Source organism: Acinetobacter albensis (assembly GCF_900095025.1).
Taxonomy (GTDB): Bacteria; Pseudomonadota; Gammaproteobacteria; order Pseudomonadales; family Moraxellaceae; genus Acinetobacter; species Acinetobacter albensis.
The window spans coordinates 132,795-153,349 of sequence record NZ_FMBK01000002.1 but is presented as its reverse complement, the minus strand read 5'-3'; the positions used below and the strand labels follow the sequence as shown (position 1 = coordinate 153,349).

The following is a 20,555-nucleotide window of genomic DNA, read 5'->3' as shown; positions in this document are numbered from 1 at the left end:
ATAAAGTGATAGCAGGTACATTTAGAAACTCAATGCTGCATAAAGTAGATCATTGCATAGTGAATTACCCTGTAATCTCCTCCATTCTAAAATTGCACAAAGATATTTATTCAAAAAGGGAGCCTTGATGGCTCCCTCTATTTTATTCTTTCATTAACATATCGACAGTACGGGCCAATTCAGGGATATTTTTAGAAACAACTTCACTATGTGTTTGGTCTTCTTTGAGAATTAATTCAACATCTGTATTTACACTTAACATTTTACCGACGAGCTTCTCAGTAATTGGGTAAGGAACAGTGGTATCTGCTTTACCTTGATAAATATAAACAGGTTGATCCAGTTTAGTCTGCGCAGGAATACTATTATTTAAATACTTGGCAATATCTGGATCAGTTTTAAAATTTGCCTGTAAAGCTTTGTAATCACTATATCTCCCACTATCAGTTACAGTAGTTTGAATGTCATTCCCAAATACTTGTCCTAATTCAGGTGAACATAAAGTTTCTGCTTGCTGAGCAATTGGAACTTTTGTATCTAAAAATGCCTGATTATAATTAAAACTGGTTTTTTCTGCTTTTATACCAGAACTGACAATAGCCGCATAGGTATATAAAGTTGCACCAATTGATATTGCTTTAGGCACATCTCCATCAGTCGCTGTTTTATTTGCAACAGCCATACCTAAATCTAAAGTTTCAGCCAAATAGGAAGCAGGTGCAATCGCGACAGTGCCTTTAAAGTTATAACCCACTAAGGCCTTGTTAAATTCTGCTGCTGCCAATGCCGCATGGCCACCTTGAGACCAACCAATCACACTCCAGTCTTTGGATAAGTTGTCATACTTTTTATTGACTTCTAATACAGCAAATAAAATAGATTGCGCTGCACTGGTCAAGTTTAAGTAAGGATGAGCAACATTGTTATTTCCCAGACCTTCATAATCTGGTGCGACGACAGCATACCCTTTTTGAATTAAAGCCAAAATCAAACCTTTTTCCAAACCATCTAAAGCATTTCTAGACGGCGCACATTGGTCGGCAGCACCCGTTGTTCCATGTGCCCAAACCACCACTGGCCATCCTCCTACTGGCGGTGTACCTTTTGGGGTAAAGACCAAAGTTGTCGCTTGAATATCCCGATTATTCACACTTGGCATGGTATAGGTAAATACATCATGTACATTCACCAGACTTTTAACGTCTGCATCTACATTGAAAGTTTTTTTATCCGAGCTAAAAATCGAGTCACCATCACCACTACCACATGCCGTTAAAAACAACATAGATGAACATAAGATGGTGAGAGCCGTTTTATTAAATTTCTGCTTCATAGTCCTTTCCTTTTTTATTTTCTATCATGTCAAAATGATGACATTTTAATTAAACATAAAAAAAAGCATCTGACTAGGATGCTTTTAAATATTTGACCTTAAGGTCAAATTTATGATTAAAGGAATGCCAAAAAAATACCGATAAAAATGATCAATCCTACCCAGCGATTATGGCGAAATGCCCAAAAGCAGCGTTCTGGATTTCTATCTTTGGTTTTTGTCCATTGATAGATAAAATCAGCAATGACCAGTAATAAGGCAATTAAACCAAAAGGAAGAAGTAAATTTTCACGGTATAAGGCACTTCCAATCAGCAATACACTGATCGCCTGTAATAAGGAGATGATTTCAATATCATATTTTCCAAACAGAATAGCTGTCGATTTTACCCCAATTTTTAAATCATACTCACGGTCAGTAATCGCATATTGCGTATCATAAGCCACTGTCCAAGCCAAATTACCAAAATAAAGCAGCCAACATGTCCAATCTAACGGTTTACCGACAGCAGTAAATGACATCGGAATTCCCCAAGAAAATGCCATTCCTAATACTACCTGTGGTAAATGCGTATAACGTTTCATAAATGGATAAACGAAAGCCAGTAGCAAACCCACCAGAGCGCAATAAAATGTTTCAATAGGTAGAAAAAGCAAGGTACAAGCACTTGCTGCAATTAATGTAATAAATACCCAGACCGCCTCTTTGGCGGAAATCACGCCTGTCGCTAATGGTCGATTTTTGGTTCTTTCTACTTGCCCGTCTACTTTACGATCAGCAAAATCATTAATCGCACAGCCAGCAGCACGCATAAAGATGGTCCCCAATACTATCGCCATCAGTATGGTAAAATTTGGAACACCTTCAGCTGCAATCCACAAAGCCCACATCGTGGGCCAAAAAACTAACTCTGTTCCAATCGGTTTATCAAAACGACATAAATAATAATAGGCTTCTAAACGCTCACGCCATGTAGTTTGTTGCGCTGTGTGCATGTCTATCCTTTACCAAGTAACACTTAAATATTTTCTTGAGCTTTTTTTTGCTGAATAAATTGCTCAAATGCAGGTAAAAATGTTTCCTGAACGATAAATTTACAGCCATGCCAAGTATAACAACTTTGTCGTGTCCACCCCTCTTCAAGCAAAATCACACGACGCTGGCAATTTGGATTGGTTCGATGAAATAAAAACCATCCAATTGGTTTTTTACCAATATGTTGAAATATACGTGCACGAGACTGCAAACTTAAAATAGGAAAAATACTTTTGGCTTTGACCCAAGGTTGTTCATCACAACCATATAAATAGCTTTCACGTACCCAAGACGTATGCTGTGGCGGCATGTTCATCCACTGACTGTCTATAAAATGAAGTCTTTGGAAATGCTCTTGTGTCGGCAGGACTTTAAAGCTGCCTTTGGCCAAATCGGTAAGTTGTTGTGTAAGTGAACCCGATGCATATAACCATGTCTTAAGCTCAGGATTTATTTCTGGCTTTAACATTGGTTTTACCTGCATAGTAACATTCTCTTTTTATACTCAAATTTCATCAGCAGTTTAACTGAAATCAATCATTATTTTTAGCCTAAAGCACTTTATATTGACTAAATTACAGATAAAGCAGTTAGAAAAATACAAACAAAGTATTTTAAAAATTAATTTTGAATGTATATTTTCTTATGTCACCCATAGATTATTCTTTTTAAATGTACTTTTGAAATGTTTCATCATTGAATCGATATATCAAATACCGATTCAATGTGGTTTAAATGCTAATGATCCTGTAATGATAAGATCATTAATATAAGACGCATTTAAAAAACGAAGATAAAACTATACGGCAAGACATAAATATTTAATGGTCATAAACTCTTCTAAACCATATTTAGACCCTTCACGCCCAATACCCGATTGCTTCACACCACCAAAAGGGACCACTTCATTTGAAATTGCAGTGGAGTTCATGCCCACCATACCATATTCAAGCTGTTCAGAAACTTTGAAAATCCGTGAAATATTTTCCGTATAGATATAAGCCGCCAAACCAAAAATAGTATTATTGGCTTGCGCAATCACCTCTTCATCTGTTTCAAAGCTAATCAAAGGAGCAACTGGACCAAAAATTTCCTCATGAACAATATCCATTGATTGGTCAACATGCGTTAAAACGGTCGGTTCAAAAAAATTGTATCCCAATTCATGCTGTTTACCGCCATAAGCGACTTTTGCACCTTTAGTACAAGCATCATCAATCAGTTTTTTTGCTTTAACTACGGCTTTTTCATTAATTAATGGACCAATTTTTGTGCCTTCATTTAAACCATCACCGACTTTTAGTGTTTTAACAGCAGCGATAAATTTTTCACTGAATGCTTGGTAAATATTCTGATGCACATAAATACGATTGGCACATACACAGGTCTGACCAGCATTACGATATTTTGCCAATATCGCGCCCTCTACAGCTTTATCTAAATCAGCATCTTCAAAGATAATCAGAGGTGCATTTCCACCGAGTTCAAGCGCAAGCTTTTTAATCGTTGGTGCGCATTGCTCCATCAACAAACGCCCCACAGGTGTTGAACCAGTAAAGGTGAGTTTTTTTACTTTTTCATGCGAGCTAAAGACCGAACCAATATCTGCAGAGTGACCTGTAACAATATTAATTACACCTTTAGGAAGGCCAGCTTGCTCAGCAAGTTTTGCAAGTGCCAATGCGCAATAGGGTGTTTCATTCGCAGGTTTAATCACAATTGTACAACCTGCTGCAAGTGCAGGTGCAGCTTTACGTGTAATCATAGCTAAAGGGAAATTCCATGGAGTAATTGCAGCGACCACCCCCACTGGTTCTTTAATCACCAAGAAGCGCTGGCCTGCATTAGTAGTTGGAATAACATCCCCATAAATACGTTTTCCCTCTTCTGCAAACCATTGAATAAATGAAGCCGCATATTTGACTTCACCCAACGCTTCAGCCAGAGGTTTACCTTGTTCAATGGTCATCAACCGTGCTAAATCATCAGCATTTTCTAAAATTAGACCGTACCAAGCCAAGAGCAAATCTGCACGAACTTGAGCCGTTAATGCTTTCCAAGACTGTAATGCTTCAGAAGCACTTTCAACAGCTTGTTCTGCCTCTGCTTTGCCCATATTTGGAACTGAACCAATCACTTGTGCATTTGCAGGATTGATTACCTCTATACGGTTTTGATCTTGGGCATCAAGCCAAATTCCATTAATAAACGCATTTTGTTGAAATAAATCGCTGTTTTTCAAGCCTAGCATTTGAATGTCCTCATTTTACCTAGAGCGTATCAGTCGAAACGACTTGTTTTAACTTTGATGAATGACTTTATTAGTAAAATAATTGTGACAATGTTGCAATGTACTTTAGGTATCTAGCAATAATGTTTATAAAAGAATGAAAATTAATCTCTATGGATTGATGGGCTCTAACCATTAAGAGTACTAATCTTTAAAACCTATTGAGATATCAGCCGCAGTATGACGAATGTACATGTAAGCTCAGAGATTACAACGAGGCATAAAAAAACCCGCGACATGCGCGGGTTTTTGATCACTTAAATTCGAGAACGAATTACAAGCTGTAGTACATATCAAATTCAACTGGGTGAGTAGTCGTATTCAAACGACGAACTTCTTCAGTTTTAAGTTCGATATAAGCATCTAGCATATCTTTAGTGAACACACCACCTTTTAACAAGTAGTCATGATCAGCTTCAAGCGCTTCAAGTGCCATATCTAAGCTATGCGCAACTGTAGGGATTTTCGCTTCTTCTTCTGGCGGAAGATCATACAAGTTTTTATCAGCTGCTTCACCTGGATGAATTTTGTTTTGAATACCATCAATACCCGCCATTAACAATGCCGCAAAACCTAAGTACGGGTTCATCATTGGATCTGGGAAGCGTGCTTCAATACGCTTACCTTTCGGGCTAGATACGTATGGAATACGGATAGAAGCAGAACGGTTACGAGCTGAGTAAGCCAACATAATTGGTGCTTCGTAATGTGGCACTAAACGCTTGTACGAGTTTGTAGATGGATTGGTAATTGCATTCAATGAACGCGCATGTTTGATCACACCGCCAATGAAGTAAAGCGCCATTTCTGACAAGCCTGCATATTCATCACCCGCAAACAAGTTCTTGCCATCTTTAGAGATCGACATATGAACGTGCATACCAGAACCGTTATCACCCACCATTGGTTTAGGCATAAAGGTTGCAGTTTTCGCGTATTGGTGTGCAACATTCCAAACAGCATATTTGAACTGTTGAACTTCGTCCGCCTTACGAACCATGGTGTTGAAACTCACACCGATTTCTAACTGGCAAGATGCAACTTCGTGGTGATGTACTTCTACACGACCTGGACCCATGATGCTTTCAATTTTTGCACACATTTCTGCACGCATATCTTGTGAAGAATCTACTGGTGGAACTGGGAAATAACCACCTTTCACACGTGGACGGTGGCCTGAGTTACCAGCTTCATAGTCTTTACCTGTAGACCAAGCAGCTTCTTCAGCGATCAATGTATGGCGTGCGCCAGACATATCGATATCCCATTTTACTTCGTCAAATACGAAGAACTCTGGTTCAGGACCAAAGAATGCAGTATCACCAATTCCTGTAGACTTTAAATATTCTTCTGCACGGCGAGCAATTGAACGTGGATCACGTTCATATCCTTGACCTGTAGATGGTTCAATCACATCACAAGTTACAACGATAGTTGCTTCAGCAAAAAATGGGTCAAGGAAACAGGTATCTGCATCTGGACGTAAAATCATGTCCGACGCTTCAATGCCTTTCCAACCTGCAATTGAAGAACCATCAAACATTTTACCGTCTTCAAATGTATCTTCGTCAATCGTATCTGCTGGGTAAGTTACGTGTTGTTCTTTACCCTTAGTATCAGTAAAGCGAAAATCGACCCATTTTGCGCCACTTTCTTGGATGAGTTGAAGGACCTTGTTCGCCATGCTCATTTTGCTCCGATGATTTTTTGTTGCACCTGTGAAGTGCGTGTTAGTAGTTGGTATCTATTAAGCAATTCTCGTACCAACTTTAAAAAACAAAGATAAAATATTGAATTCTTAATCAGAATTGAAGATTTAAGCGCTTTGCTTTGAGGCTATTATACTGTCTGAAAATGTAAATGCACCATATTCAAACACTCTTGATTACTTTTACTTTAAAAGCATTCATTAATGTACCAAAATAGTGCGAAATTTGTTTTCAAAAGATGAAAACTATTATTCTGAATGACTTACTTTATCTATCTTTGATAGGCTTTTAATGACGCTATAAAAACAAAAAAACTTTATACTTAGCTATGATTTTGTTCATAAATATACAATAAACATAACTCAGTTAAACCAAAAATTTCTTTAAATATTTTTTAATTTTTGACTGATTTTAAATATCAATTTATTATGCTTTTGCATAGATCAAAACAAAGTACTCTGCCTCATTAATGATCATTTTAAATTTTAATTTTCAACTGCATTATTTTACTTCAAACTCATATCAAATTTTCAAACATAAAAAACTAACTTATCTTTCATTTATAATCTATTCCAAAATTAAACAGAAAAACTTATTTTCTCAATTCATTAAAAGCCCTGTGTTTCTTAAAGTTATTTCTTTCTTCAAATTCCATCCTTTATTTTCATGTAAACAATTCAAAATAGACTCTAAATCAATCGGTTTACGCTTAAAGCAATATTCTTTTAAGATCTTTATCATAGAAATAGTTCAGCAGAAAATGATGATTTTTTGCTATGATTATTACCACTCTATATTTTCAAATGTTTTAAGCATATTCTTTAACGAAAAAAATGCTGAGAACTGTAAAATAACGGATATTCTTGAACAATTCAAAGCACATATATGTGCATAATTTTCAATAGGTTAGCTCATGCTTCTAATGATCGACAATTATGATTCTTTTACTTATAACATCGTCCAATATTTTGGCGAGTTAAATCAAGAGGTAAAAGTAGTCCGTAATGATGCCGTGACTTTGGAAGAAATTGAACGATGGCAACCTCAATATTTGGTGATTGGTCCTGGTCCTTGTTCACCAAGTGAAGCTGGTATATCTATTCCAGCCATTCAACATTTCGCAGGCAAAATTCCATTGCTGGGCGTATGTTTAGGTCATCAAGCGATTGGACAAGCATTCGGGGGTGATATTATTCGTGCAAAAACCGTGATGCACGGTCGTTTATCGGATATGTATCACAGCAATACTGGTATCTTCAGCAACTTACCTTCTCCTTTTTCGGCTACGCGCTATCATTCACTGGTGATTGATCAAGCGACTGTACCCGACTGCCTAGAAGTCACCTGCTGGACCAATCAAACCGATGGAAAGATGGAAGAAATTATGGGTGTGAAGCATAAGACATTAGCTGTCGAAGGCGTGCAGTTTCATCCAGAATCTATTTTGAGCCAACATGGTCATCAAATTTTCCGGAACTTTCTTGAAATTTATGCAGAATGAGCGTAACGAAAATAATGAATATTCAACAAGCTTTAAATAATATTACCAAACAAATTCATTTGACTCAGACACAAATGGAAGATGTCATGCGTGCAATCATGTCAGGGGAAGCTACCGATGCTCAAATCGGTGCACTGATGATGGGCTTACGCTTAAAAGGTGAAAGCATTGATGAAATAACTGCTGCCGCACGAGTGATGCGTGAATTTGCGATCAAAATTGATGTCAGTGATATTCCTCATTTAGTTGATATTGTCGGTACAGGCGGTGACGGTCAAAATCTATTTAATGTGTCTACAGCCTCTTCTTTTGTTATTGCTGCAGCGGGTGCAACCATTGCCAAACATGGCAATCGTGGTGTTTCTTCGAAATCTGGTTCATCGGATTTACTTGAAAAAGCGGGTATTAATCTTGATTTAAATATGCAACAAACTGAACGCTGTATTCGTGAAGTCGGTATTGGTTTTCTATTTGCTCCAAATCATCACAAAGCGATGAAATATGCGGTAGGCCCACGTAAAGAGTTGGGTATTCGCAGTATTTTTAATTTACTTGGCCCGCTTACGAATCCGGCTGGTGTAAATCGTTTTGTCTTAGGTGTATTTTCCAATGAACTCTGTCGTCCTATTGCTGAAGTCATGAAACAGCTCGGGGCTGAGCACGTCATGGTGGTGCATTCCAAAGATGGTTTAGATGAAATTAGCCTTGCTTCTTCAACCTATGTGGCCGAGTTAAAACAGGGTGAAATCACAGAATGGATGATTAATCCTGAAGAGGTTGATATTGAGTCTCAAACATTGACAGGTTTAATGGTTGAGGATTCTGCTGAAAGTTTAGCGCTTATTAAAGATGCTTTGGGTCGAAAAAAATCAGTAAAAGGTGAAAAAGCCGCCAATATGATTGCTTTAAATGCAGGTGCTGGTATTTATGTCTCGGGCTTAACCACAAGCTATAAAGAGGGTGTAGCGCTCGCACACGACATTATTTATGGCGGACAAGCTTTGGAAAAAATGGCTATTTTGTCTGAATTTACCAAAACCTTAAAAGAATATGAAGCTTAAAGCTCTACAGGAAATAATGTCATGTTAGATATATCAAATACCATTTTAGGTAAAATTGTTGACCGTAAACAGATAGAATTTGCTGCACGTTTAAAACAACACAGCTTAAAAGATGTAGAAGAATTAGCGCAGGCTGCGACACCTGTGCGTGGCTTTGCAAAAAGCTTGCTCGGCAAAAAACCCGGGGTGATTGCTGAAATTAAAAAGGCTTCACCCTCAAAAGGGATTATTCGTGAAAACTTTAATCCTGCTGAAATTGCACAACAATATGAACAAGCAGGTGCTGCATGTTTATCAGTACTGACGGATATCGATTTTTTCCAAGGTGCAGATGAAAATATTGCTCTTGCACGAAATCACTGCGCCCTACCCGCGTTACGTAAAGATTTTTTAATTGATCCATATGGGGTGATTGAAGCACGTGCGTTACATGCCGATTGTATTCTTTTAATTGTGGCTTGTTTATCAGATCAGCAATTAGAAGAAATGTCGAAAACTGCTTTTGAGCATAATTTGGATGTACTGGTTGAAGTGCATGATGAAAATGAACTTGAACGTGCATTAAGACTTTCAGAACGTTGCTTATTGGGTGTAAATAACCGTAATTTAAAAACCTTTGATGTCGATTTAAATACATCTATTCGTTTAAAAAAATTACTTGAGCCTTCACGCTTACTGATCACTGAAAGTGGTATAGCAAGACCAACTGATGTCGATATGATGCAAGCAAATGATATTCACGCTTTCCTTGTGGGTGAAAGTTTTATGAAACAGCCTCGACCAGATCATGCATTTACTGCATTATTTGGACAGCCAAAAACGGTTTAAATAATTAAGATTATGAGTAAACACGATTCTTCGCTCTCTAAAGCTCAGTTTGATTTACTGAACGCATTTAAAAAGCAAATCACCTCTCCGCATTCAACTGCGATTGCCAAACAACCTGAGCATAAAGTTCAGGTTGAACCAGCACCAGAAGATGATGAGGCATTGTTCAAAAAATCTATGCACGGTGTCAAAAAAATGGACACCAGTAATATTGCAAAGATTGAAAAGGACAAGAAGAAAAAGTTGGATAGCCAAACGCTGGCTAAGCGTGCATCTGCAATAGGTCCAATGCAAACGGACAATGCAGAACTTTCAGATACTCAAGCCATGCTGAATCCAGTGGCCAGTCAAGCGACTTTAAGCTATCGGATTGCTACACTGCAACACAAAGTGTTTGAAGATTTAAAAGCAGGAAACTTACGTTGGTTTGAAGCAGTAGATCTACATGGGTGTACAGTTGAAGACGCACGAATGGCTGTTTTACAAATTATTCAAATGGCAAAAGATGAAAATCAAAATGTGATTAAAATTGTGCATGGTAAGGGACCAGAAGCCATTTTAAAAACCTATGTCAATGGTTGGCTTCGTCAACACCGAGATGTTTTAGCATTTGTCAGTGCACCAGAAAAACAAGGTGGCACAGGTGCAGTTTTAGTTTTACTCAAACGAAGTGAAAAGAATCCTAAATTTAAATAGTGATTGGTTTTTTTCACCAAAACAGGGCATTGTAATGGTTTTCTGATACAATGCCGTCCTTGTTCAATATCAGTGTAAGTGAACACGTCTTATGTCTATGCAGCAATCCTACACCAACATTTTAACTGCCGTTGGTGAAGATCTTAATCGTCCTGGTCTAAAAGATACGCCAATGCGTGCTGCTAAAGCTTTTTCCTATCTAACGTCTGGATATAGCAAGACTTTGGAAGAAGTGACCAATAATGCAGTCTTCCCTTCTGATAACCGTGAAATGGTTTTGGTCAAAAATATTGAATTTTATTCATTATGCGAACACCATTTATTGCCTTTTTATGGTCGTGTACATATCGCTTATTTGCCTGAAGGCAATGTATTGGGTTTGTCAAAATTTGCCCGTATTACAGAAATGTTTGCGCGTCGTTTGCAAATTCAAGAAAATCTAACCCAACAAATTGCTGAAGCTGTGGCTGAAGTCACCCAAGCACGTGGTGTTGCCGTGATGATTGATTCTGCGCATATGTGCATGATGATGCGTGGTGTGGGTAAACAAGAATCAACCACTCGTACAGTGTCATTTATTGGTGATTTTAAAACCAATAAAGAAGAACGCCGTGAATTTTTAAGTGCTTTGCCTGAAAATTTCTAATCGGATGAATCCTTAAATCTACATGTGAACAGCTCCGAATATTCGGAGCTTTTTTATGTCTTCTACCTTTTCTATTTTCTTATTGTTATCTCTCTACATGTGACTTAATGACCGTATTGAAGGTCTCTTTAAGCTTTAAATTCTGCTGAAGTTAAGTAAGAGCTTTGTGATAGCGTGTAATTTTTATTATTTAACTACTCTATAAATAGAATAATATTAATAACTTATATAATTAAACTTTACATTGAAAGAATTAGAAACACAGGATTCAAAAATTTTAGTGTTTAAGCCTATACAGTAACTAGTCTAGATTTAATCAATCGCTTGATTCTTACATTAAAGTATATAAGGAATTTCACCCATGGCAACTACAAAGAAAAAAGATGCAGCAGCAGCAACTCCAGATCAAGAACTAAAGTCCAAAACTTCAGTTAAAAAAACCAATGCTCAGGACACGAAAAGCTCAAAATCGCAATCTAAAAGTAAGAATGCCAAAGGCAAAGACACTCCGTCTAAAACGAAAACTCAATCTAAAACCAAGACCAAAGACTCAAAAGCGAAAGACATAAAGAGTAAAGATTTAACGTCCAAGGCTAAAGACACTAAAGCCAAGGATTTAAAAACTAAAGATAAAGACACTAAAACGAAAAGTGCCAAGACCAAGGATCAGAAGAACAAGCAGAGTAAAACCAAAGACTCTACTTCAAAGTCTAGTTCGCCGTCTTCTAAATCCGAAGATTCAAAATCAAAGGATAAACCAAGCAAAGAGAAATCAAAAAAACGACATCTAAGAAATAAAACTAAATGATGGCGTTCTTTAAGCTCTGATTTAAGATCAGGGCTTAATTTTATTTAAATGAAAAATACAATGCTATCAATCCCACTATTTTCAAAAAAATCTAAACAACTAAAATAGCCAATCAATAAAACCTATGATTTTTAAATTCCTTATTTTCTCTTATCATACCGTTCCAACTAAAAAAAGTGTACATAGCCTAAACTGGTTTTAGTCCAGTCTTGATGTGCTTGTTGCTGGAATTGCCAATTTAAACGGATTGCATTTTGATTATTCAATACATACTGTATTTGAGTATTCAATTTAAATTGCCATTGATGGCTGTCATGCCAATAAGGCAGTTCCACTTGTACCAAACTATTGATTTGATCTGTCCAAATATTTTGGCAACCGAAGGTCGGCCCTAAACCCATTCGCCAACCTTTATCTAGTGCTTTACCTATTTGTAGATGATTCTGTATTTGGGCATAACATACATGTTCACGCTGTTGATCAGCAGCGCTATAGCCCATTTGCACATTTAAATTGGCAACCCCATGTTGCTCATCTTCACTAAATTGTCCATTTTGGTTTAAAGCTTCTTGCTGCCAGCCCAAATTAAAGCCCCAACTCAGTGGCGTTTTAAAGGGTGTGAGGGGATTGTAAGAGTTAACTGCAAGAAAATCGAAATGCTCTAATTTAAATTCGTCTTCACGATATTGAATTGCACCATCCCAAAATAATAATTGTGTTCCTGTACGAAAGCCACCCTGTGGATCAAGCAAGTCATGATAAGCCTGACGATGCTCTATTTCGATCACTTTTCGACCTTGCACTTCTCCCATATTTACAGAAAAATGGCGTGCATCATGCGCTTGGGTTGGATCTACTTTCGGTTGAATTGGCGGTTGGCGTTGTTTTTCCAGCTCAATTTGACTGCGTAAACTCAGTAATTGCCGTAAACGAGGTTGTGCAACACTGGCTTCAACGTGACGTCCTGTAAATTGTAAATATAAATCGTCATAGGCCATTTCTAAAATTTTAGCTCGATCTAATTCCGAATATTTTTGCAATAGAATAGGCATCTGATCTACGTCAACAAAAGCCAAGGTATGCGCCACTTTTGCCAAAGAGTGACCATGTTGTCTTGCTTGTGACAATAATTGAGTTTCTAAAGCGGGGCGATACACTGTTTCTTTAACTAAACCTTCCTGTTCAATCGCTTTAATGGTTTCTACAGGAATTGCAGCAACTTTAAATTGTTGTTTTAAATTGAGCATAGGACGGACCAAATCAATTAATCCCAATAAGCGGTAAGCACAATTATCACTGACGAAATAATAAGGAAAATTTACATGTTTCATTTCCCAGATATGTTCAACCAAAAATCGGGTTTCTTTTGGACTTAAATTTAATTCATATTCCCATAAATCGCGACTTTCTAAATCTCCATATTCTTTGACTTTACGATAGTATGGCATAAGTGAATATTCACCTGGGTACTGTCCTGTTAAACCATTCCACGCAAAAGACCAACCATCTTCCCCTGTTACAGTTGCTGCATAATTTACTGCATAAGAGACTAAATTCAGTTGTTTTTGGTCTTTAGGATCTAGTCGCAATAAAGTGTGCCCAAACATAGAGCTTGGATTTCCCATAAAGTCTGTTGCATAAATCAGGGTCGCTTTATAGGGTTTAATTTGCCCTATCCAATCATCCAATTCTGGGCAGTCCACCTGAGCCAGTGCCTGTTTTGGAATATTCAGCTGCTGTATTAACCATTGACTTCGGGCTGGAAAACGACAACGGATGGATTGATTTGGCACCGCTGTTTCAAACAAAGCTTGAATATTGGCTTGTAATTCTTGTTTTAAATTGGTTTTTCCTTCAGGTGCAATAAAATAGCCTGAATATGTCACTTCACTGTGATTTTTTTCGTCGGCATACATCAGCCTTTGCCAAGTCACATCTTGTTCTAGTTTATGCTGTTCAGCACGTTCTAAATAAAATTGAGCACTTTTTACGGGAGTTGCTGAATAGGCAACAGTGCAAGAAATTAAAGCAAAAAATAACGCGATTAGTTTCATGTAAATCTTATATTTATCATGCAGAAAAAAGTGAGAAAAACCCCATCAATGTGACAGGGTTTTTAATAAAAAATTATACGTAGGCTTTAAGCACAGCATCTTGTGCCATGACCGCTTGTAAAGAGGCTAAAACTTGTAAAGAGTCTTGGTTATCTGCTGAATAAATTTCAGAGAAATTTTGTTTAGACACCGCAAAGAATCGTGCTTTATCTTCAGATTTAATGTTCAGTAATTCAGCCAAAACATTGAGGCTTTCACCTTGACCCACCGCCATGTCACGTGCCAAAGATTCAGCATTTTCATTGGTAAATGTCACGGCTTGAGCCGTAACAGTACCGGTGCCGCTACAGCCAAGTGTACCAAACGTAATACCGAATAATTGATTTGCAAAAAGTCCATTGGTGGTCGCAGCAAGAATTTTAGGCACTTTACCAGACTGACCTGCCCACACTTGAGAACCAATACCACAGCCAACATCTCGATCTGCAAATGCAGCGCTAGAACCTAGTGCGACGACTGCAACTAAAGCTAATTTTTTTAACATGGCTATACTCCAGAGTTTATTATCCGTGTGTTTTTTAATTATTCACTATTGTGTAACTTTTATTACACTGCTTAAAGATAACGACATCTGGTGCATAACGCAAAACAATTTATATTAAAGTTATCTAGGCCTTATTTTATGATTTCAAATCATTATTTTTTAACGTCCAGTTTCCATTTTGAGTTCGATTGCCTAAAATTTTCAACACCAATACTAAGCTTAAAAGAAGGAGTAAATACCACGAACCCAGTTTTCCCCAACCCACCATATGCCAAGCATCCACTTGACTGGGGTAAAGCCAAATTTGATAAAATGTACTGATATTTTCTGCAATCCAAATGATAAATGCCAAAATACCCAATATTGGTAAAACAGGGAGTTTGATGTCATACTGTTGTAATCTAAAGTGAATTTTAGTTTTCCAAAAAATAATAATGCTCCATACAAACAGCAAAACACGCACATCTGGAATAAAAAACTTACTCATAAAATTAAGATAGGAGAATACAGCCAAACATATCATATTTAAAAAACTGGGTAATTTTTCAAATGAAACCTGATAAAGCTTTAAGGATCGTGCAAAAAAACTTCCCACCGCTGAATACATAAATCCTGCAAATAAGGGCACAGTCATGATTTTTAATACAGCAGGTTGTGGATATTGCCATGAAGCAATGTGCGGATGAGTCAGAAAAATTTCCATCACCATCGCCATAATATGAAACAAAGCGATGACCTTGGCTTCAGCCCAAGACTCCAATTTTAAATAAATAAGACAAACTTGAATGCTAAGCGCGTAAAATAATAAATAGTCATAACGAAAAAAGCCGTAAAATTCTTGCCCCCCCATAGATGCAGTTAGTGCAAAAGCGATGAGCAGTAAAATTCCAAATAAGGCAGCCGAAGCTGCCTTAAATGAAAATTCAAAACATGATTTAAAAATGTTAATCACGGTGTAGCCCTAAAGATGAATTGATACACATTCTTAAAAATATTTGGCACTATATTCGTGCACAGTATCAATAAACGCTTTAGGATTTGCAGGATCGACCCACTGGGTAATTCCATGTCCCAAGTTAGCGATATATCCTGTTTTCTCACCATTGGCATAGGCATCATCCAGCATGGCTTTGGTGGCTTTAGCAATGGAGGCAGGTGTTCCGTACAAAGTGGCAGGATCTAAATTACCTTGAATTGCCGCCCGACCATTTACGGTTTGACGTGCAACATTAAGCGGTGTAGTCCAGTCTAAACCAAAGGCATCCGCACCCGTCGCAATCATCGGTTCTAACCACTGCCCGCCACCTTTGGTAAATAAAATAACGGGAACTTTGCGACCTTCATGTTCACGTTTTAAACCAGCAACAATTTTCTGCATATAATTGAGGGAAAATTCGATGTATTCACGGTGGGCAAGTGCTCCTCCCCAACTGTCAAAAATCTGTACTGCTTGTGCGCCCGCTTCAATTTGTGCATTTAAATAATCAATAACTGCTATAGCTAAACGATCAAGCAAAGCATGTAAAACTTCAGGCTGCGCATACATCATATTTTTAGTGTAGCGAAAATCTTTACTCGAACCACCCTCAATCATGTAAGTAGCCAGTGTCCAAGGACTACCAGAAAATCCAATCAACGGAACCTGTCCACCCAAAGCCGAACGAATAGTCGTCACGGCATTCATGACATAATCTAAATCAGATTTCGCATTAAAATTAGGTAAATTGACGACATCGTGTTCTGTACGAATGGTCTTATGAAATTTGGGGCCTTCTCCAGCTTCAAAATATAAACCTAAGCCCAAAGCATCAGGAATGGTTAAAATATCTGAAAATAGAATGGCAGCATCTAGATCATAACGGCGTAAAGGTTGCAGAGTAACTTCACAAGCAAAATCATTATTTTTACATAAAGACAGAAAATCCCCTGCTTGGGCTCGCATTGCACGATATTCTGGCAAATAACGTCCTGCTTGACGCATCATCCAAACTGGTGTGGTATCTACTGGCTCGCGTAATAAGGCCCGTAGAAAACGATCATTTTTTAGCGCCGTCATTTACTTCCCATCTCATTTTAAATCTCTGGCCCATCATAGCAAAAAGGCTGCATATTTAATAACTTCTCGCGTATTTAAAACGTTATACAGTTCCTTCTAAAATCAGTTTTAAACAAAACAACTACTGCATCTCCTCATTTTTTCTGCAATACTTATGTTGTTTTATCACCATGTTAATGAATAATTCTTAAGGTTGAATCACATGTTCGTTCGCACATTACTCGCTATGAGTTTAAGTTGTATTTTTGCGGGTACAGCATTTGCCGCATCCACTGCTGAACAACCCTTGAATCTTACTAAGATTACAGATACTGCAGTGCAAGATCCTATTGATCCACTTGCCACTGAAGCAGCCTCAAGTGCTAAAACCACGGGTGAAAGCCAAATTACACAACAAGAACAGCAAGACTTGAATAAGGCCTCAAAAACTTTACAAGAACTTGAGAACGCTGAAGACAATAGTGCGGCTATTGGCACAGCTTCAACATCAGCGACACCAACCACTACAGCAGTAAAAAGCACAAATACTGGTGCGGCTAAAGCGGCATGGACGCTTGATGGCATCAACAATGCTGAATGGTATGAAGACATTGGAAAAGGGCAATTTCCAGCTTATGCACGTGCGCATGTCATGTTAAATAATGCCCATGCTTCTCCAGGCGCGATTGATGGTTCAAGCGGTAAAAATACGCTTAAGGCGATTGCTTCGTTCCAACAAATGAACGGTTTAAAACCAACAGGTACATTAACCCAAGAAACTTGGGATGCACTTCTTGCTAAGCAAGGGTCTAAACCAGCATTTGTTGAATATACGATCACTGAAGCAGATCTGAAAGGCCCGTATGCTGCCTCTATTCCACACGATTACGCGTTACAGGCTAAAATGAAAGGCTTGTATTACACACGTGTGACTGAGATGCTCAGTGAAAAGTTCCACATGGATGAAGACTTTTTGAAAAAGTTAAATCCAAAAGCAACGTTCAAAAAAGCCGGTGAGAAACTGGTCGTAGCCAATATTCGTAATGAAGTTCCTGAAGATATTCATCTCATTGTGGCGCACAAAGGTGCAAAACAACTGTATTTGTTTAACAGTCGCAACCAAATGATTGGCTCATTCCCTGCCACTATTGGTAGTTCTGACACACCCTCTCCAACAGGAACCTATAAGGTAACGGGTGTCGCGCCAAACCCATGGTATAGCTATTCTCCAAGTAATTTTGTTCAAGGTAAAAATACTAAACCATTGTCTTTACCACCTGGCCCGAATGGCCCTGTAGGTAATATCTGGATTGGATTAAGCAAAAAATCATTTGGTATTCATGGTACGCCAAATCCTTCAGCCATTTCTAAAACAGCATCGCATGGTTGTATTCGTTTAACCAACTGGGATGCCAACGATTTAGGCAAAAAAGTTAAATCAGGCGTGACCGTCAAGTTCTTGGAATAATCTGAACTGAGTACTTTAAGCCTAGTAAAACAGCCTGCATAAATGCAGGCTGTTTTACTTTTAACAATGAACATGGTTCTTTGATACGTTGCATTAATAGAATGATTTGTTGCTTTTAATCTATTTTTAAATAAAAACAACAATCTTAAAATGGCTCTATAGTGAAATAAATATAAGGAATCTCCATGAACGCTTTTATCCATCGCAGTGAAAACCGAGGTCATGTCAATATCGACTGGCTTGACTCAAAACATAGCTTTTCATTTGGTAGTTGGTATGATCCTAATTATATGGGCGTGAGTGTACTTCGGGTCATTAATGACGATCGGATTGCAGCCCAAAATGGCTTTGGCACACATGCACACGATAATATGGAAATTTTGACCTGTGTGTTAGACGGAACGATTTCACATCGCGATAGCATGGGCAATGAAGGTCATATTCCTGCAGGTGAATGGCAATTAATGAGTGCCGGAACAGGCGTAAAACACAGTGAAATCAATAATAGCGATGCTCCTGTTCATTTGTTGCAAATCTGGATTCATCCCGATGTAAGTAATGCTGAACCTAATTATCAGCAAGTCAAATGTGATCCTCAGGAACAACCCAATCAATGGCATGTAATTGCAGGACCCAATCCCAATGCGCTGATGCATATTCGTCAACAAGCTGAAGTTAAAAGTGCAGTGATTGAGAAAGGACAAGCATTAGCTGTAGAAATGACTCAAGCGCTTAATTATGTGCATTTGATCTCAGGTTCAATCCAAATTGCAGAACATATCTTGTCGGCTGGTGATGCAATTGCTTTTGAAGATGCTGCTCAAATTGAAGCACTTGAAGACAGTCAAATGATTTGGTTTGATTTACCCAAAGCTTAAAATAAATTCGACAAGAATTCACTCTGTTGATTAAGCCTCATTTTCAAATGAGGCTTTTTTGTTTTAACAGAACGAAAATGATTAGATTATTTATTTTTATCAATTTTTAATAAAAGTACAAATCTGATATTCATCCTGCTCTAAAAAATTAATTCACTAAAAAATGGATAAAGATTAGGAGAATTCGGATAGCTGCTCAAGCTGAATTTCGGTTCAATGGAGGAATACCCTAATGGACTAGAGGATTAAAACCATGACCTCACGCAGCATTACTGAATGGCAAGATTTTATTAAAAATTGTATCGATTTTCGTCCACATGACGGTGTTTATCGTATTGCCCGTGACATGTTCACTGAAACTGAATTATTTGATTTAGAGATGGAACAAATTTTCGAAAAAGTCTGGATTTATGCTTGTCACGAAAGTGAAATTCCAAAAAATAATGATTTTGTCACTGTTCAAATTGGCCGTCAACCACTGATCGTAAGCCGTGACAATAATGGCGAACTTCACGCGATGGTCAATGCCTGTGAGCACCGTGGTGCAACCTTGACGCGTGTTAGCAAAGGGAATCAAGCCACATTCACCTGCCCGTTCCATGCATGGACCTATAAATCTGATGGCCGTCTGATCAAAGTCAAAGCACCAGGTGAATATTGCGAACACTTTGATAAAACGACGCGTGGTCTTAAACAAGGTCGTATCGCCAGCTACCGTGGTTTCGTGTTTGTAAGCTTAGACAGTCAAGCTACAGATTCTTTAGAAGATTTCTTGGGCGATGCAAAAGTCTTCCTTGATTTGATGGTTGATCAGTCTCCAACAGGTGAACTTGAAGTATTACAAGGTAAATCTGCTTATACCTTTGCAGGAAACTGGAAACTCCAAAACGAAAATGGTTTAGACGGTTACCACGTGAGCACAGTGCACTATAACTACGTGTCTACGGTTCAGCATCGTCAGCAAGTCAATATCGACAAAGGCGCAGACCTTGACACACTAGATTACAGTAAATTAGGTGCTGGCGATTCCGCAACAGATGATGGCTGGTTCAGCTTTAAAAATGGTCATAGTGTTTTATTCAGTGATATGCCAAACCCAACGGTTCGTCCGGGTTATAGCACGGTCATGCCCTACCTTTTAGAAAAATACGGGGAAAAACGTGCAGAATGGGCCATGCACCGTTTAAGAAACTTGAACTTATACCCTAGTCTGTTTTTTATGGATCAAATTAGCTCGCAATTACGTATTATCCGTCCCGTTGCTTGGAATAAAACAGAAGTGATTAGCCAGTGTATTGGGGTAAAAGGCGAATCTGCAGAAGCACGTCGTAATCGTATTCGTCAGTTCGAAGATTTCTTTAATGTATCGGGCTTAGGTACACCAGATGATTTGGTTGAATTCCGTGAGCAACAGAAAGGTTTCCAAGCACGTCTTGAACGTTGGAGCGATATTTCACGAGGTCATCATACTTGGGAATATGGAAGCACTCAAAATGCCCAGGATTTAGATATTAAACCTGTGATTACTGGACGTGAATTTACCCATGAAGGCTTATATGTCAATCAACATGGTCAATGGCAACGTTTAATGCTGAATGGCTTAAGCAAAAAAGCCTTAAAAATGCAAGATGTGACTTTCGAGCAACACACTGTCAAGGAAGAGGTGTAA

General features: G+C 38.1%; 18 protein-coding genes. 9 read left to right on the top strand and 9 right to left on the bottom strand.

Translation table 11 applies throughout. From position 1 onward, the window contains the following. Positions 1-142: 142 nt before the first annotated feature. The 5 genes from GA0116959_RS01975 to glnA all read right to left on the bottom strand — a co-directional run bounded on the left by GA0116959_RS01975 (position 143) and on the right by glnA (position 6,348). On the bottom strand, positions 143-1,333 hold the full coding sequence (locus GA0116959_RS01975) for an alpha/beta hydrolase (protein WP_092717820.1): 1,191 nt from the start codon (positions 1,331-1,333) through the stop codon (positions 143-145). Positions 1,334-1,449: 116 nt separating this feature from the next. Next, positions 1,450-2,328 carry a 4-hydroxybenzoate octaprenyltransferase gene (ubiA, locus tag GA0116959_RS01970; RefSeq protein WP_092717817.1) on the bottom strand — a complete coding sequence of 293 codons (879 nt, stop codon included), beginning with the start codon at positions 2,326-2,328 and terminating at the stop codon, positions 1,450-1,452. A 23-nt stretch (positions 2,329-2,351) separates the two neighbouring features. Next, positions 2,352-2,852: a chorismate--pyruvate lyase family protein gene (locus GA0116959_RS01965; protein WP_092717814.1), complete on the bottom strand. Its 501-nt coding sequence runs from the start codon at positions 2,850-2,852 to the stop codon at positions 2,352-2,354. A gap of 315 nt (positions 2,853-3,167) precedes the next feature. Continuing rightward, a complete protein-coding gene (locus tag GA0116959_RS01960) occupies positions 3,168-4,619 on the bottom strand; it encodes an NAD-dependent succinate-semialdehyde dehydrogenase (protein ID WP_092717811.1) in 1,452 nt (483 codons plus the stop codon). A gap of 313 nt (positions 4,620-4,932) precedes the next feature. Beyond that, the gene (glnA, locus tag GA0116959_RS01955) at positions 4,933-6,348 is read right to left on the bottom strand and encodes a type I glutamate--ammonia ligase (protein WP_171250328.1); all 1,416 of its coding nucleotides are present in this window, start codon (positions 6,346-6,348) and stop codon (positions 4,933-4,935) included. A gap of 932 nt (positions 6,349-7,280) precedes the next feature. On the opposite strand from glnA, the gene GA0116959_RS01945 reads away from it, so the two are divergent. From GA0116959_RS01945 to GA0116959_RS01920, 6 genes are all read left to right on the top strand, one after another. Further along, positions 7,281-7,868 (top strand): anthranilate synthase component II, encoded by a 588-nt coding sequence (locus GA0116959_RS01945; protein WP_092717805.1) that lies wholly within the window; start codon positions 7,281-7,283, stop codon positions 7,866-7,868. A gap of 14 nt (positions 7,869-7,882) precedes the next feature. Then, positions 7,883-8,929 (top strand): anthranilate phosphoribosyltransferase, encoded by a 1,047-nt coding sequence (gene trpD / locus GA0116959_RS01940; protein WP_092717802.1) that lies wholly within the window; start codon positions 7,883-7,885, stop codon positions 8,927-8,929. A gap of 21 nt (positions 8,930-8,950) precedes the next feature. Further along, positions 8,951-9,757 (top strand): indole-3-glycerol phosphate synthase TrpC, encoded by an 807-nt coding sequence (trpC, locus tag GA0116959_RS01935; RefSeq protein WP_092717797.1) that lies wholly within the window; start codon positions 8,951-8,953, stop codon positions 9,755-9,757. 12 nt (positions 9,758-9,769) lie between these two features. Continuing rightward, complete coding sequence (locus GA0116959_RS01930) at positions 9,770-10,453, top strand: Smr/MutS family protein (protein ID WP_053579923.1); 684 nt, start codon at positions 9,770-9,772, stop codon at positions 10,451-10,453. Positions 10,454-10,550: 97 nt separating this feature from the next. Further along, positions 10,551-11,099: a GTP cyclohydrolase I FolE gene (folE, locus tag GA0116959_RS01925; RefSeq protein WP_171256850.1), complete on the top strand. Its 549-nt coding sequence runs from the start codon at positions 10,551-10,553 to the stop codon at positions 11,097-11,099. A gap of 361 nt (positions 11,100-11,460) precedes the next feature. Beyond that, a complete protein-coding gene (locus GA0116959_RS01920) occupies positions 11,461-11,907 on the top strand; it encodes a hypothetical protein (protein WP_092717790.1) in 447 nt (148 codons plus the stop codon). Between the two features lie 167 nt (positions 11,908-12,074). Here the strand turns inward: GA0116959_RS01920 and GA0116959_RS01915 are convergent, their stop codons facing one another. From GA0116959_RS01915 to hemE, 4 genes are all read right to left on the bottom strand, one after another. Then, positions 12,075-13,961, bottom strand: coding sequence for an Lnb N-terminal periplasmic domain-containing protein (locus GA0116959_RS01915; RefSeq protein WP_092717787.1), 1,887 nt, complete (start codon positions 13,959-13,961; stop codon positions 12,075-12,077). A 73-nt stretch (positions 13,962-14,034) separates the two neighbouring features. After that, on the bottom strand, positions 14,035-14,505 hold the full coding sequence (locus tag GA0116959_RS01910; RefSeq protein ID WP_053579919.1) for a DUF3015 family protein: 471 nt from the start codon (positions 14,503-14,505) through the stop codon (positions 14,035-14,037). A 136-nt stretch (positions 14,506-14,641) separates the two neighbouring features. Continuing rightward, on the bottom strand, positions 14,642-15,454 hold the full coding sequence (locus GA0116959_RS01905; RefSeq protein WP_244878553.1) for a DUF817 family protein: 813 nt from the start codon (positions 15,452-15,454) through the stop codon (positions 14,642-14,644). Between the two features lie 36 nt (positions 15,455-15,490). Then, on the bottom strand, positions 15,491-16,561 hold the full coding sequence (hemE, locus tag GA0116959_RS01900; protein ID WP_053579917.1) for a uroporphyrinogen decarboxylase: 1,071 nt from the start codon (positions 16,559-16,561) through the stop codon (positions 15,491-15,493). A 202-nt stretch (positions 16,562-16,763) separates the two neighbouring features. On the opposite strand from hemE, the gene GA0116959_RS01895 reads away from it, so the two are divergent. The 3 genes from GA0116959_RS01895 to antA all read left to right on the top strand — a co-directional run bounded on the left by GA0116959_RS01895 (position 16,764) and on the right by antA (position 20,555). Continuing rightward, positions 16,764-18,008: a L,D-transpeptidase family protein gene (locus GA0116959_RS01895; protein ID WP_092717782.1), complete on the top strand. Its 1,245-nt coding sequence runs from the start codon at positions 16,764-16,766 to the stop codon at positions 18,006-18,008. A gap of 185 nt (positions 18,009-18,193) precedes the next feature. After that, on the top strand, positions 18,194-18,886 hold the full coding sequence (locus GA0116959_RS01890; RefSeq protein WP_092717779.1) for a pirin family protein: 693 nt from the start codon (positions 18,194-18,196) through the stop codon (positions 18,884-18,886). Between the two features lie 253 nt (positions 18,887-19,139). Next, positions 19,140-20,555, top strand: a complete 1,416-nt coding sequence (antA, locus tag GA0116959_RS01885) for an anthranilate 1,2-dioxygenase large subunit (RefSeq protein ID WP_092717776.1) — start codon at positions 19,140-19,142, stop codon at positions 20,553-20,555.